Genomic DNA, 14,158 nt, shown 5'->3' with positions numbered 1-14,158 from the left:
TTTCCGAGCCTGTACGGAGACGCGCCCCACCCAGTTGCTTCAACCCTTCAGACACATCCTCCGGGTCGCGCCATGCGGGCCCGGTCCGCCCGGCACCGGCATGGCGCCGGCAACCGAAAGAGGTACCAGTGAACACGATCCGGACCATCAGCGACGTGCTTCGGGACAAGGCCGATGAGACGAAGAAGGGGATCACCTTCGTCGAGAATCGGCGGGACGTCCTCGTCCCGTACGGCCGGGTCCATGCGGAGGCGGTGGCGGCTGCGACTCGGTTGGCTGAAGCCGGCATCGGCCCCGGCGATCGCGTGATCTTCCAAGTTTCGGAGAACCGCGGGCTCATCCGGGCGTTCTGGGGCTGCGTCTACGCCGGCGCGGGCGATGCGGGGCCGGCGGCCGAGACGACCGTAGTCCGGGCGACCGGCCCAGGTTCCTACAAAATGACCGCGGCGATTGCTGCCGCCACCGTTGCGTCGGTCGCGGGGAAGCCGGTCGCGCCGGGGTGCCGGGATCTCGTCGGCCACCCCCGGCTCCTCGAACCGGTCCTCGCCTTCGCCCGCGATGCGGGCATCCATATCGAAACGCCGCATGACAACCCGACCACGGGGCCACTGCCGGCAGCGGCCCACTGCGACACCAAAGAAAAGGAGAAACGATGACAGATCAAGCTGAACGGGGTGCGGCGATCGTCGTCCGCGACCTCACGAAGAGCTACCCGATTGCGGGCAAAGCCGGCACCGCGCCCGAAGGCGGGGCAGGTGCTCCGCCGGACGGCGGGCGCAAGGGAAAGCGCGGCGCCCGGATGCGCAAGCATGTGCTCGACGGCGTGAGTTTCACCGTGCCCGCCGGGTCGATCGTGTCGTTCCTCGGCCACAACGGCGCAGGCAAGACCACCCTCATCCGAATCCTGTCGACGCTCATTACCGCAGACTCCGGCGAGGTGAGCATCTTCTCGCGCGATGTGAAAGAGGATCCGGCGGGCGTGCGCGCCGACATTGCCACCACCGGCCAATTCGCGGCGATCGACGAGAACCTCACCGGCCGGGAGAACCTGGAGTTCTTCGGGCGGCTGCGCGGACTCGACCGCGCCGACGCGGCCGCCCGCGCGACGGAACTGCTCGCGCAATTCTCGCTCGCAGACAGTGCTTCGACGTTGGCGTCGGCCTATTCGGGTGGCATGCGGCGCCGTCTCGACATCGCCGCGTCGCTGTGCGTCGTGCCCAGGCTGCTGTTCCTCGACGAACCCACGACGGGGCTGGACCCGGTCAGCCGCGAAGAGCTGTGGGGCTTCATCCGGCAACTGCGGGACGACGGAATGACCCTGGTGCTGACCACCCAGTACCTGGAAGAGGCGGAGGCGCTGGCAGACCACGTCCATCTGCTCAAGGACCGCCGCATCGTCGCCAGCGGAACGCCGGAGGAATTGCGCCGCGACTTCGGGTCGCACGTGCTCCGCGTGTCCTTTGCCACCACCGCCGAGGCGGAGGCGTTCGCCCGCTGCCTCGGACGAACGTGCCTGGACGGCGCCCGCGTCGCGGGGAAGTCGGTGTCCCTCGACGTCGACCCCGGACCGCAGGTCCTCGAGGCGGTGGCGCAGGCGATGGAGGCCTCGGAAGCGTTGCCGGATTCGCTGAGCGTGTCGCCACCCACCCTCAACGAGGTATTCATATCGATGAACGCAGGGGGTGCGGCGCGATGAGTGCGACGTCGGTCGCGGCGTTCCTCCGTCGGGATCTGCTGCTGTTGCGACGCAACACCGCGTCGCTGATCTCCATGTTCGTCGTTCCTCCCCTCTTCCTGCTGTGCCTGTACGCGGTGTTTGGGTACTCGGCAGGGCAATCCGGCTTCGGGTACCTGCGTTTCGTGCTCGGCGGCTGCCTGTTCCAGGCGGCGATGTTCACCGCCGCGGCGTCGGCGATGGCGGTGGGACAGGACGTCGAATCCGGGCTCGTTGACCGCGTGCGCGTGCTGCCCGGGGCCACAGGCGGCTATGTCGCCGGCAGGCTCGCCACCGATGTGCTGCGGATGTCCGCGTCGATCGCGGCGCTGCTGGTCGTCGCGTGGTCCTGCGGTCTCGACATGGCTCTTGGTGACGTCGCGTGGACAGTCCTGTGGTCACTGCTCGCCGCCGCGGTCCTGTCCCTGGTCACGGACGGGGTGATCCTGATGGTGCCCGCCCCGGTGTCGACAGCCTCATCGATCCAGGCGCTGGAAATGCTGCTGCTCATGTTCTCCACCGCGTTCATTCCGGCGACCGCTTTGGACGGCTCCCTGCGCGACGTCGTACGTCACATGCCGTTTTCGCCGATCATCGAGGTGATCAGGGCGGCGTCCCCGGATGCCTTCCCGGATAGTGCCGGGGAAGAGGCAGCCCTGTGGCTCGGTGTCGCGGCGGTCGCCGGAATCGTCTTGTTCATCCGCCGGTTCACCTCGAGGAGCGAATCATGATCGGCCCCATCTTCGTGCATCTGCGGCGCATTGCCCACATTTGGCTGCGGCGCCCCGACTTCTGGTTCATGACGTTCATTGCTCCGCTCGTGTACCTGTTCATCGTCAACCGCATGTTCGGTAGCCTGGTCAGGCAGCTCACCGGAGAGTTCGAACTCCCGAACGCGGTCATCCTGGTCGTGACGACGTGGGCGTTCATCTTGGCCATCACGGGATCGTCCACTGTGTTCGTTGAACGCAGCAATGGCCTCCACGAGCGGTTGATCACCATGCCGGCGCCGTACGCGGCCGTGCCGGTCGCACGGATCATCGCTGAGTTCATCCGGATCATGGCGATGTCGGTCGTCGTCGCGGCGGTGGCCGCCTTGCTTTCCGACAGCCCCCCTGAGGCGTCCTGGTGGTGGAGGATCGCGGTGACCGGCGCGATGGTTGCCGCGGCGGCCGCATGCACCGGCACGTACATCGCGTTCTCCATCACCAGCCCCCAGGGCTCCGTGGCCCTCATCCCGTTAATCATCGTTGCGATGTTCGTCAACACGGTGCTCATGCCCGCCGACCACTTCCGTCCCCTCCTGCGCGGAATCGCCGGGCACACCCCCGTATCCGCGGCCGGCGAGGCCGTCAACGGCACCGGGGCTGCGGGTCTGGTGGTCTGCGCGGCCTGGTTCTTTGGTATCGCCGTGCTCGCGGCGTGGGGCATCGCCGTGAAAACGAGGCCGGGGGAGTCTGCATGACGGCCCGCGAATCCGAGCATCTAACCCGAAACCGCCGCGTGGACGCGGCCCACACACCCGGAGACAGAACCAGATGAAGTCGATCGCCCAGATCGTCCAGAACAACCGCAGGCTCCTCGCGGCCTACGAGGACAAGGTCGAGCCGAGGTTCCTAAGCCGCTATGCGCGCGAACCGATGGACGCCGCCGCCGTGTACCGGAAGCTCCGTGCGCTGGATCCCGGGCCGGATGCGCCGGCCCGGGTCCTCGACCTCGGTTGCGGAACCGGGTGGCTCGCCCGCACGCTCGCCGCTGAGTCTCGCTATCGCAGGGCGAACATCGTCGGCTACGACCTGTCGCCCAATGCGATCCGCATCGCCCGCGAACGCGCCGCCGCCGACGGGCTCGGGGCCCGGACGGAATTCCACGTTGCCGACATCCTCACGCCGCTCGCGGGAGAGCCCGGCGGGGCCTGTGAAATCTGGGTGTGTGGCGCGCTCCACCAAATGAAGGATGCGGGAGCCGCGCTCGGCAGGGGCTCCGGGCTGCTCGCCGACGGCGGCATCGCTTACGTGCAGACGTTCGTCGAGGATCCCGACGTGAACGAGCGGGTCGACATGGCCGTCATGGCGAAGATGGGCCACCGGGTGTTCCGGGGCAGCGAGCTCGAGGACCTCGCCGAAGCCAACGGGCTGAAGCTGGACGGAGCCTCACGCGCCGGCATGGTGTATTTCTGCACTCTCGCGAAGAAAAGCGCGATCGGGGAGGCGGGGAAGTGAGCGCCGTGGACGGGACCGTCGGCCCGTGGTCGCTGCTCGCCCCGATCCGGACCCGGATGCGTGCGGTGGTCGCGTTGTCCGTCCTGTCGTCGGTGGCTACCGTCGCTTCGCTGGTCGGCATCATCGACATCGCGATGACGTACCCGGAGGCCCCGGTGCATCGGACGTGGTTGGCCGTGGTTGTCATCGTCGTCGCCGCGACGGTGCGAATGGCTGCGGACGGCGCCGCCGGCATGCTCTCGCACCGGGCGGATAACGACCTGCAGCTCTACCTCCGGCGCCGGTTGGTTGCCCATATCCGGAAGCTGCCGCTGGGTTGGCTGGACGCCCGGCGCTCGTCGGGGATCATCGGGTCGGTTGAGAAGGACGTCGCGGCCGTCCACCAGCTCATGGGCCACACCGTTGGCGAGACCGTGGTGGCGGTGCTGGTTCCCCTGCTTTCCCTCATCGCGCTCGTCGCGGTCGATTGGCGGATCGCGGCGGTGGCGGTCGTCCCGGTGCTGGTCACCTTCGCCCTGATGGGCGTGATGATTTCGCGCGGAGCCGGTCTTCAGCGCGACTACGAACGAGCCTCTGAAAAAGTGACGGCTGCGGTCATCGAGTTGGTGCGCGGCATCCCGGTGATGAAGTCCTTCGGACGCGCCAGCCAGGGCGCGGGCCGCTACGATGCCGCGGCGTCGTCGTTCGTCCGCGCGTGGTCCGCCTGGTCCCGGCAGTCGAACATCTATCTCGGGCTCATCGACGTGGTGACGTCCCCGATCACGGTCCTCGCAGTGGTGTGCGGCGCCGGCCTCGCTTTGAGGGACACCGCGGGCGGCAAACCCGAGGGTCTCGTCGCCGGGCTGGTTCTCGGCCTTGGACTCTCCGCGGCGATCGTGCGGGTGGCCATGAACTCCGAACCCATCATCGCGGGGCTCGCCGCTCTGAAGTCCATTGCGAAGGTGCTGAGCACGCCGCCGATCGCCGAGCCCGCCGATCCGGTGCCCGCGCGCGGGGGCGCGCTCGAGGTTCGGAACCTGGTCTTCTCCTACGGGGATGGGCCGCGGGTCCTCGACGGGATGTCCGCGACGTTCGAACCGGGGACCCTCACGGCGCTGGTGGGGTCCTCCGGTTCCGGAAAGTCCACCGTCGCCCGGCTGTTGGCACGTTTCCACGACCCTGTCGAAGGCTCGGTGCTGCTGGGCGGCGACGATCTTCGCGACATCGCCGTGCGCGACGTGCACCGTTCGGTGTCGGTGGTGTTCCAGGATCCGCAGTTGCTCACGCTGCCCTTGCGGGAGAACATCCGGCTGGCCAGGAGAGACGCCACCGACGGCGAAATCATGGCGGCCGCGAAGCTCGCGAACCTCGATACGGTCATCGCGGCGCTGCCGAAGGGCCTGGATTCGGTGGTCAACGTCGACGTGACCTTTTCCGGTGGTGAGGCGCAGCGCGTGGCCATCGCGAGGTCGATTGTCACGGACGCGCCGGTGCTCATCTTCGACGAGGCAACCGCTTACGCGGATCCGGCTTCCGAGGCCCTCATTCAGTCCGCAATCGAGCGTTTGGCTCGTTCGCGGACGGTGATCGTGATTGCGCACAGATTGAGCACGATCCGCAACGCCGACCGCATCCTCGTTCTCGATGGGGGAGCGGTCGCGGAGGCGGGCACCCACGACGAGTTGCTTGCGCGCGGTGGCCGCTACCGGGATCTGTGGCGCGCGTTCGCGCTCGACGACGAACCATCCGCCCCGCGGGGCATTGAAGCAGACGATGAAAAGGCAGGGAACCGATGATCCGGGACTTGTGGTCGATGACGGATCGGCGCTCGAAGATGACGCTGGCGTGGCTCATTGCGTTGGCCGCGCTTGCCGCGCTGGCACAGGGTGCGGCGTTCGTCACGCTGCTGCCGCTGCTGTCGGCTCTGGCCGTGGGAGATGATGCGACGGCGTGGCGTTTCACCGGCGTCATCGCCGGCCTCGCGGCCGCCCATGCGGTGCTGTCCCTCGCCGCGGGGACGGTCGGCAGGGCGAATTCCGCAGCGGTGCTGTCGTCCCTGCTGCGTTCCCTGGGCGAACGCGTGCTGACGTTGCCACTCGGGTACGTCACCAAGTCCACGGCCGGCCGCTTTTCGGAGATGGCGTCTTCGGGCATGGCGTTCGCGGCGTCCGTGCCGCACGTGATCCTGAGGCCCGTCATCGCTGCTGTGGTTGCGCCGACCGTCATCGCTCTCGGAATTCTGGCGGTGGATTGGCGCGTCGGGTTGGTTCTCGTCGCGTCGGCGCCGGTGCTCTTCTTCGCCTACCGGGCCATTGGCCGGGTTGGCGGGGAGTCGGACGAAGCGCATGCTGACGCCGTAGCTGCCGTCTCCGGCAGGCTGATCGAGTTCACCCGCGGCCAGCAGGTGATTCGCGCCGCGGGCGACGGTTCGGCGGCGGACGCGATGGTGGATGAGGCGATCCAGGCCCAACACGATGCGTTCGCGAAGGCGACGTCGACGCAAGGCGCGGCCATCGGACGGTTGGGCTCGGTCGTCCATGCGGTGTTCACGGCGGCGGTGGTCGTCGCCGTGGCGGTCGCCGCGACGGGCGGGATGTCACCGGCGCATTTGGCGCCGATGCTCATTGTGGTCGTCCAGTTCACCGGACCGATCACCACGGCGGGAGCGTTGTCCGGCGGTTTCGGCGCGGGCCGCAACACGTTGGCTGCGCTGCGTGACCTGCGGGCGATCCCCGCCCTTCCCGAGCCTGCCGCACCGGAGCTGCCCGACGGGCATGACGTGGAGTTCCGCGACGTGAGCTTCGGGTACGGGGAGAAGAAGGTCCTCGACGGCGTCAGCTTCCGTGCGCCTCAGGGAGTGCTGGTCGCCATAGTGGGACCTTCGGGGGCGGGCAAGACGACGGTCATGCGGCTGCTGTCGCGGTTTCATGATCCGGACTCGGGGGAGATCCTCATTGGCGGGGTGCCCTTGTCTCGGATCGGCACCGACGGCGTAAACTCGCTGGTGACCCCGGTGTTCCAGGAGACGTTCCTCTTCGACGCGTCCGTGCGGGACAACGTGGTCTTCGCCGACCCCGGATTCGGTTCCAAGCCCGGCGACGGAGACCGCTTGCGCGAGGCCGCCCGGCGATCCGGGGTGGACCGCATCGTGGAGCTGCTGCCTTCCGGGTGGGATAACCCGGTGGGGGAGGAGGGGACGCTGCTGTCGGGAGGCGAGCGGCAGCGCGTCGCCATCGCCCGGGCGCTTCTGAAGGATTCCCCGGTGGTGCTTTTCGACGAGCCAACGTCCTCGCTGGATGCGGCCACTGAGCGGGCGATTGTCGGCACGATGGAAGCGTTGCGCGGCGATCACACCGTGATCGTCGTCGCCCATCGCCTGCACACCGTCCGCGATGCCGACCTCATCGTCGTGCTTTCGGAGGACGGGACGGTCGCAGAACGGGGCACGCACGATGAATTGCTGGCGAAGGGCGGCCGCTACGCCGAGTCGTGGACGTGCCGGACGGGAGGCTCCCCGGGTGCCTGATCCTCGTCCGTCGAGGACTATCGCTCCGGTCCGGTACCGGTGCAGTGGTCCCGCCACGCCGTCCCGGTCAGCGGGTCCTCGACGATGCCCTGGGCGACAGGGTCGTAATTGAAGCCGTAGTGCTCGGTGCGGTGGGCGGGGCACACGTCTTGGACGGTGATGTTGGTGACGCCGGGTTCCCGCACGAAGGAGTTTTAGTGGGGGAGCACGGCATTGTCGTGCCGCGTGCCCAGGAAGGTGTACCGCACGCCCGGTCGAGTGATGTCGCCGATGGTCAGCTCATTCAGCAGCATGGAACCGGAGATCTGCTGTTCCCAGGCAAGCGCGTTTGTTTTGCCGGCGTTTCGGGAGTATCCGTGGCGCATCTCGGGGTGGACGTCAAAGCGATCGGCTGCGCTGTGCGCCCGGGGCCCGTGGTTCGAGGCACCGGTACCGATGAGCTGTTCGACGACCCGGTCCCGGGAATGAGGATGACGGGCAATTCACCGTCCCGGGGTGGCACCGGAAGTCGTTGGCGCCGGGGGCACCAGACTGGGCTTGGCCATGGACAGGGCCCGGGCGGCCGCGGGTGAGGTTTGCCGGCGGCCGGGCCACCGGTCGGGAAACCGCCGTCCGACAGCGACGAGGGGATTCTCGTCACCTCGTCGGGGCGTGTTCCTATATAGGTTGTGAACTCCACGGGTGGGCTTGGGGCCTGACCCCCGGAGAGTAGACACGTCGGGGGTCAGGCCCATCCTTGGTTCCTCATTGGGGCATGTGATGGCGGGGATTTCTCTGAAGGTTTCGTTTTCCCTTGCTGGCGTTCTTTTTGCAGCATTTCTTGTTTGTACCGGCGTTTATCTCACTTGGGGAGCAGTTGGGAAGAGGTTCGCTAAAGTCGACTCTTTGAGCTGACTTAAATAGGAAGAAAGACACTCTGATCATGTGTTGCTATGAGGAGTATCCTTCTTATTGCACAGAGTTAATAGTTGTCAGTTAGCGAAAAATTAGTCAGTATTGTTCTCTACTTTCTCAATCTCCCTCCGATTCGACACTCTCTTGAGCCTCTGACAATTGCGGCCACGAGTTCGTGACCATCGAGGTCGATTTCCTTTTGGCGCCGCAATCATAGGCGACGAAGTCGGCAAGGACATCAAGATTTGGGATATCGCTACGGCAGAAACCGTAGAGGAGACCCGCGAGCTGGCTGACGACCTCGGCGCCCGCGTGCTTTACATGCTCAACCGTCTGGGCATCGAACCCATCTCGGAGGATGCACCCCTCTCGGCTTAGCTTTCAGCCGCGTGGGAACTCAGCTGAAGAGTGCGAAACCACTAATCTTGGTTCCTGAATACTGTCGAAACCTGTGTGGAGAACCGAAAATATCGTGACTGCCAACAAATCTGCTGCGTACGAACCCGTACAGCGCATCCTGCTGCCCAAGCGTGGCGAGCCGGTCGACGTCCGCATGCTCTACCTCATCGAGTCCGAGCAAAACCGCGAGCGCCTCAGCTGGAGCGGCCGCACCTCCGTGACCATCCCGGCCGGCGAGGAAGCCTCCTTCGAGACCTACTTCAACGCCTTCCCGGCCGCCTACTGGCGCCGCTGGTCTCAGCTGAAGTCCATCGTGCTGGTGATGGACGTCGAGGGCGAGGCCAACATTTCCCTCTACCGTTCCAAGCAGGATGGCCAGCGCATCGCCGTGGCCAACCACGTGGTGACCACCGGCCACCACGAGTTTGAGCTGCCCCTGAAGAACTTCGAGGACGGCGGCCTGCTGTGGTTCGATGCCTCTGCCGTTGAGGACACCGTGCTTGCCGACGCCTCCTGGTGCGCCCCCCACGCCCCGAACCCGCAGCTCCTACCGGACGGCAGTGAGTACCCGGCGCAGGACAAGCGCGTCGCCGTGGGCATCCCGACCTTTAACCGCCCCACCGACGCCGTCGCGGCACTGCAGGCGCTGGCGGAGGACCCGGTGGTGGACGGCATCATCGACTACGTCCTCATGCCGGACCAGGGCAACCAGCACCCGGCGGACGAGCCGGGCTACGACGACGCGGTGGCGCACTTCGGTGAGCGCTTCCGTGAGTTCCGCCAGGGAAACCTGGGCGGCTCGGGTGGGTACTCCCGCATCATGTTCGAGGCGCTGGAGAATACCGACTCGCCCTACATCCTCTACATGGACGATGACATCGCCATCGAGCCGGATTCCATCCTCCGTGCGGTCCAAGCGGCGCGCTACGCCGCCAAGCCCTTCATCGTGGGCGGCCAGATGCTCAACCTGCAGGAGCGCTCCCAGCTGCGCACCACCGGCGAGCGCGTCAACCGCGCCGACTTCATGTGGGGCGCGGCCGAGCACGCCGTTTACGACCACGACTTTGCCAAGTACCCGCTGCGCGCCATCGGTGACGCCCAGTCCCACCTCGACCCGAAGAAGTACGACTCCCGCGCGCTGCACCGCCGCGTCGACGTGGAATACAACGGCTGGTGGATGTGCCTCTTCCCGCGCGTCGTCGCGGAGAGCATCGGGCAGCCGCTGCCGCTGTTCATCAAGTGGGATGACACTGAATATTCCCTGCGCGCCGCCGCCCACGGTTTCCCGACGGTGACCTGGCCGGGCGCTGCCATCTGGCACATGGCGTGGGCGGATAAGGACGATGCCATCGACTGGCAGGCCTACTTCCACCTGCGCAACCGCCTCATCGTGGCGGCCCTCTACCACGAGGGCGATGCGCGCGGGATTACAAAGTCCATCTTCAAGTCCACCCTCAAGCACACCATGTGCATGGAGTACTCCACCATGGCCATCCAGCTGGAGGCCATGAAGGACTTCCTGGCCGGCCCGGATCAGCTCTTCGACATCCTGGAGTCCTCGCTGCCACGCATCGCGGCGATCCGCAAGGAATTCCCGGACGCCGTCATCATCGAGTCGGCGGATCAGCTGCCCGCGCCCACCGGCGCGCCGGGCGTGCCGACCCGCAACATCGGCGGCCGCCTGGGCAAGATCAAGAAAATCCCGTGGCTCATCAAGTCTGCCAAGCACCTGGTTACCAAGGAAGACCCGGCCCATCACGAGGCGCCGCAGCTCAACCTCACCCCGGAGGAGGCCCGCTGGTTCACGCTCTCCCGCGTGGATTCCGCCACCGTCTCCACCGCGGGCGGCACCGGCGTGGCCTTCCGCAAGCGCGACCGCGAGCTGGCCCTCGAGCTGGTGAAGTCCACCCGCGAGCTGCTCAAGGAAATCGAGGAGGACTTCGATGACCTGCGCGCCGAGTACCGCGCGGCACTGCCGGAGCTGACCTCCCGCGAGTCCTGGCGAAAGGTCTTCGATGCCCAATAAGCTTTCTGTCGCCGAATCCCACGTCCTCGAGAAGATCCAGGACGTGGCCTTCGAGGCCCCCGGTGTTCTGCCCACCGCGCGGGGCTTAAGCCACTTCGGCGAGCACGCCCTGGGGTGGCTGGCTCTCTCTGGTCTGGGTGCCGCTGTGAATTACCAGAAGCCGGCGCGCCGCCGCCAGTGGGTGGCTGTTGGCGTGGGCGCTTTCACCGCGCACGCGGCCAGCGTTGTGATCAAGCGCATTGTGCGCCGCAAGCGCCCGGACTATGACTACGTCAAGGTGGGCGTGAAAACCCCGTCTAAGCTGTCTTTTCCGTCCTCCCACGCGACGTCGACAACCGCGTTCCTCGTGGGCGCCGCGCGCGTTCTGGGAACCCCGGCACCGCTCGTCGGTGTGCCGGTCATGATGGCCTCGCGTATGGTGCTCGGGGTACATTACCCATCCGATACGGCGTTCGGCGCCCTGCTGGGGGCCGCCACCGCGGAAGCATGTCACCGCTATGAAAGGAAGACCGCATGAGCGAACGACCAAACCGCGTCGACGACGGTGAGCAGAGAGTCTTCCACTCTGAGCCGCACACCTCCGGCATCGATACCGGCCGCAAGCGCAAGCCCCCGAAGAACCTCGCCGACGGCATGGTCAAGGCCCTGCGCCCCAAGCAGTGGGTCAAGAACGTCCTGGTCTTGGCCGCCCCTGCGGCCGCGGGTGCGGACTCGCTGTTCCATTCGCGCGTGCTTCTCGACGTCCTCCTTGCCTTCATCGTCTTCTGCATGGGCGCGTCCTCCATTTACCTCATCAACGATGCCCGCGATGTGGAGGCCGACCGTGAGCACCCGACGAAGCGCTTCCGCCCGATCGCGGCGGGCGTGCTTCCGGTGGGCCTGGCCTATGCCATGGCGGCCGTGCTCATCATCGGCTCGATTGGTCTGTCCTTCTTGGCCACGGCGGGCCTGCAGCTCGCCATCGTCATGGCTATCTATATCGGCCTGCAGCTGGGCTACTGCTTCGGGTGGAAGCACATGCCGGTGATCGACATCGCCCTGGTGTCTTCCGGTTTCATGCTGCGGACCATGGCCGGCGGCGTGGCCGCGGGCATTGAGCTATCCCAGTGGTTCCTGCTGGTGGCCGCGTTCGGCTCCCTGTTCATGGCCTCTGGCAAGCGCTACTCGGAGATCCTTTTAGCCCAGCGCACGGGCGCCAAGATCCGCAAATCTCTGGAGGGCTACACGCCCACCTACCTGCGCTTCGTCTGGACGCTGGCGGCTACTGCCGTGGTTATGTCCTACTCCCTGTGGGGCTTCCAGCTCTCCAACGAGTCTGATGGGCCGGCCAGCGTGTGGTACCAAATCTCCATGGTGCCGTTCACCATCGCCATCCTGCGCTATGCCGCCGATGTGGACCGTGGCAATGGCGGTGCGCCGGACGAGATCGCCTTGGAGGACCGCGTCCTCCAGATTCTGGCCCTGGTGTGGCTGGCATGCATCGCCATGGCGGTCTACATCATGCCGGTAATGGTGGGCTAGCCAGCGGCGATCGGGAACAGGGCAAGGCAAGTGCTAAACTCTCTCCTCATGCGAAAATCCGATACACGTACCGCGGCCGCGCTCAGCGCGCTGGCCTCGGTCATCGTGATCGGAGTTTTCTCGTTTTGGGGTGGATTCGCCCGCCGCTGGATCTCCGACGACGGCCTGATCGTCCTGCGCACTGTACGCAACCTCGAGGAAGGAAACGGACCCGTCTTCAACGCGGGCGAGCGCGTGGAGGCCAATACCTCCACGCTGTGGCAATACCTCATCCTGCTCGTGCGCTGGGTAACGAACGCCCCGCTGGAATCCATCGCCGTCAACCTGGGTCTTGTGCTGGCAGTTGCGGCGATGGTGCTGGGGGCGTGGGCCACGGCACGCGCCTTCTTCCGCTCGGGCCAGTTTGCCGCACCGCTGGTGGCTCCCGCGGGCGCGCTGGTCTACCTCGCGCTGCCCCCGGCCCGTGACTTCTTCACCTCCGGGCTCGAATGGGGCCTGTCCATTTTCTACCTCGCGGCCCTGTGGGCGCTGGCGCAGCACTGGGCGCAGTCCCGCGATAGCGCCAGCGCCTACTGGCTAGCGCTGTGGGCCGGGCTGTCCTGGCTCGTGCGCCCGGAGTTCGCGCTCTACGGCGGACTGGCCGGCCTGCTGCTCTTGGCGGCACACCGTAATTGGAAGGCGTGGCTGGGCATCCTCGGCGCGGCCCTTCCCATCCCCGCGGGCTACCAATTCTTCCGCATGGGCTACTACGGCCTGGTGACTCCGCACACGGCGGTGGCCAAGTCGGCGTCGTCAAGCGCGTGGGGCAGCGGCCTGAACTACCTGAAGGATTTCGTGGGGCCTTATGCCCTGTACCTGCCCGTTCTCGTGCTGGCGGGTGCGGCGTTGTGGACCTTCCGCGCCCAGCTGCGCCCGGCAGCGCTGCGCAGCGCCACGACCGTGACCTACCTGATGGTCGGGGCTGCGGCGGTGCACGTGCTGTATGTGCTGCGCGTAGGCGGTGACTTCATGCACGGCCGCATGCTGCTGCTGCCGCTCTTCGCCGCGCTTCTCCCCGTTTTCGTGCTGCCGCTCAAGGGCCTTGTGTCTTCGCTCGCGGTGGCCTTCTGCGCGGTGTGGGCATTCATCATCGTGCTGCGCGGGCATCCGACGGATTGGGATGCCTATGAAAAGCCGCTGTCCATCGTGGATGAGCGTGATTTCTGGACCTATGCCACCCACCGCGAGGCGGGCCACCCGCCGCGCTCGGCGCGGGATTACCTGGGGATGAAGTTCATGCGCGGCTACGAAGAAGCCGGCGAGAAACTCGTTGGCGGAGATGCCCTGGCCACCATCTATGTGGAGGATAAAGAAAAGGACCTGCTCAACTGGCTCACCGTTCCGCGCGAGCCGGGAATGAACGAGCCACCGACGGTGTACTTGGTGAACTTGGGCATGACGTCGATGAACGCGCCGCTCAATGTCCGGGTTCTTGACACGATCGGTCTGGCCACGCCGATGGCCGCGCGCATGCCCCGCGAGGAAGGCGGGCGCGTGGGCCACGACAAATCCCTCGAGCTGGAATGGCAAGCAGCACTCACGGGCGCGGACATCGAGTATCTCCCGCCGTGGTATGACAAGGACAAGACCCGCCAGGCGCGCGCCGCGCTGGACAGCCCAGAAGTGCAGGAACTCATCGCTTCCTATAGCGCGCCCCTGACGTGGGAGCGCTTCCGCGCGAATCTAGCTTTCTCGCTGACCTCGGGGCGCACGCTCATGTTGCCGTCTGACCCGAGCGATTATCCTGTCCATTAGCTTGGTGTGAGCTGGGGAGCACCCCCATGGGTAGGCGAAAATTGCCAGGGTGCGTTACGCTAAACAAGATTCTTGTTATTGAT

13 protein-coding genes and 1 pseudogene are annotated in these 14,158 nt (G+C 66.3%); 12 read left to right on the top strand and 2 right to left on the bottom strand.

Annotated features, from left to right (window positions below; translation table 11 throughout):
- The first annotated feature begins 128 nt into the window (after positions 1-128).
- From HMPREF2760_RS13070 to HMPREF2760_RS07730, 7 genes are all read left to right on the top strand, one after another.
- On the top strand, positions 129-656 hold the full coding sequence (locus HMPREF2760_RS13070) for a hypothetical protein (protein ID WP_232745441.1): 528 nt from the start codon (positions 129-131) through the stop codon (positions 654-656).
- Positions 653-1,696: an ABC transporter ATP-binding protein gene (locus HMPREF2760_RS07755; RefSeq protein WP_070517741.1), complete on the top strand. Its 1,044-nt coding sequence runs from the start codon at positions 653-655 to the stop codon at positions 1,694-1,696. Before HMPREF2760_RS13070 ends, HMPREF2760_RS07755 begins: the two co-directional genes overlap by 4 nt.
- Positions 1,693-2,445: an ABC transporter permease gene (locus HMPREF2760_RS07750; RefSeq protein WP_070517740.1), complete on the top strand. Its 753-nt coding sequence runs from the start codon at positions 1,693-1,695 to the stop codon at positions 2,443-2,445. Before HMPREF2760_RS07755 ends, HMPREF2760_RS07750 begins: the two co-directional genes overlap by 4 nt.
- Positions 2,442-3,179 (top strand): ABC transporter permease, encoded by a 738-nt coding sequence (locus HMPREF2760_RS07745; RefSeq protein ID WP_070523826.1) that lies wholly within the window; start codon positions 2,442-2,444, stop codon positions 3,177-3,179. Before HMPREF2760_RS07750 ends, HMPREF2760_RS07745 begins: the two co-directional genes overlap by 4 nt.
- A gap of 73 nt (positions 3,180-3,252) precedes the next feature.
- Positions 3,253-3,936, top strand: a complete 684-nt coding sequence (locus tag HMPREF2760_RS07740; RefSeq protein ID WP_070597019.1) for a class I SAM-dependent methyltransferase — start codon at positions 3,253-3,255, stop codon at positions 3,934-3,936.
- Positions 3,933-5,711: an ABC transporter ATP-binding protein gene (locus tag HMPREF2760_RS07735; RefSeq protein ID WP_070597018.1), complete on the top strand. Its 1,779-nt coding sequence runs from the start codon at positions 3,933-3,935 to the stop codon at positions 5,709-5,711. The genes HMPREF2760_RS07740 and HMPREF2760_RS07735 overlap by 4 nt, the downstream gene beginning before the upstream one ends.
- Positions 5,708-7,441, top strand: a complete 1,734-nt coding sequence (locus HMPREF2760_RS07730) for an ABC transporter ATP-binding protein (protein WP_070597017.1) — start codon at positions 5,708-5,710, stop codon at positions 7,439-7,441. The genes HMPREF2760_RS07735 and HMPREF2760_RS07730 overlap by 4 nt, the downstream gene beginning before the upstream one ends.
- A 17-nt stretch (positions 7,442-7,458) precedes the next feature.
- Here the strand turns inward: HMPREF2760_RS07730 and HMPREF2760_RS12870 are convergent, their stop codons facing one another.
- On the bottom strand, positions 7,459-7,626 hold the full coding sequence (locus HMPREF2760_RS12870; protein WP_154762579.1) for a hypothetical protein: 168 nt from the start codon (positions 7,624-7,626) through the stop codon (positions 7,459-7,461).
- Between the two features lie 9 nt (positions 7,627-7,635).
- Positions 7,636-7,806 (bottom strand): hypothetical protein, encoded by a 171-nt coding sequence (locus HMPREF2760_RS12865; protein WP_154762578.1) that lies wholly within the window; start codon positions 7,804-7,806, stop codon positions 7,636-7,638.
- A gap of 748 nt (positions 7,807-8,554) precedes the next feature.
- Between HMPREF2760_RS12865 and HMPREF2760_RS07725 the strand changes: the two are divergent.
- The 5 genes and pseudogenes from HMPREF2760_RS07725 to HMPREF2760_RS07705 form a co-directional block, all read left to right on the top strand.
- Positions 8,555-8,713 (top strand): annotated as a pseudogene (locus HMPREF2760_RS07725) (protein tyrosine phosphatase); the annotation flags it as partial.
- A gap of 94 nt (positions 8,714-8,807) precedes the next feature.
- Positions 8,808-10,760: a glycosyltransferase gene (locus HMPREF2760_RS07720; RefSeq protein WP_070597016.1), complete on the top strand. Its 1,953-nt coding sequence runs from the start codon at positions 8,808-8,810 to the stop codon at positions 10,758-10,760.
- Positions 10,750-11,277, top strand: a complete 528-nt coding sequence (locus HMPREF2760_RS07715; protein WP_070597015.1) for a phosphatase PAP2 family protein — start codon at positions 10,750-10,752, stop codon at positions 11,275-11,277. Before HMPREF2760_RS07720 ends, HMPREF2760_RS07715 begins: the two co-directional genes overlap by 11 nt.
- Entirely contained in the window at positions 11,274-12,281 is a 1,008-nt protein-coding gene (locus HMPREF2760_RS07710; RefSeq protein WP_070597014.1) for a decaprenyl-phosphate phosphoribosyltransferase, read from the top strand. The genes HMPREF2760_RS07715 and HMPREF2760_RS07710 overlap by 4 nt, the downstream gene beginning before the upstream one ends.
- Positions 12,282-12,329: 48 nt before the next feature.
- Positions 12,330-14,075 carry an arabinofuranosyltransferase AftB family protein gene (locus tag HMPREF2760_RS07705; protein WP_070597013.1) on the top strand — a complete coding sequence of 582 codons (1,746 nt, stop codon included), beginning with the start codon at positions 12,330-12,332 and terminating at the stop codon, positions 14,073-14,075.
- Positions 14,076-14,158 lie beyond the last annotated feature (83 nt).

Origin of the sequence: Corynebacterium sp. HMSC065D07, from assembly GCF_001810695.1 — a bacterium.
GTDB classification, from domain to species: domain Bacteria; phylum Actinomycetota; class Actinomycetes; order Mycobacteriales; family Mycobacteriaceae; genus Corynebacterium; species Corynebacterium hesseae.
Note: the sequence above shows the minus strand (reverse complement) of the source record. Positions and strands in the feature narration are given on the sequence as shown.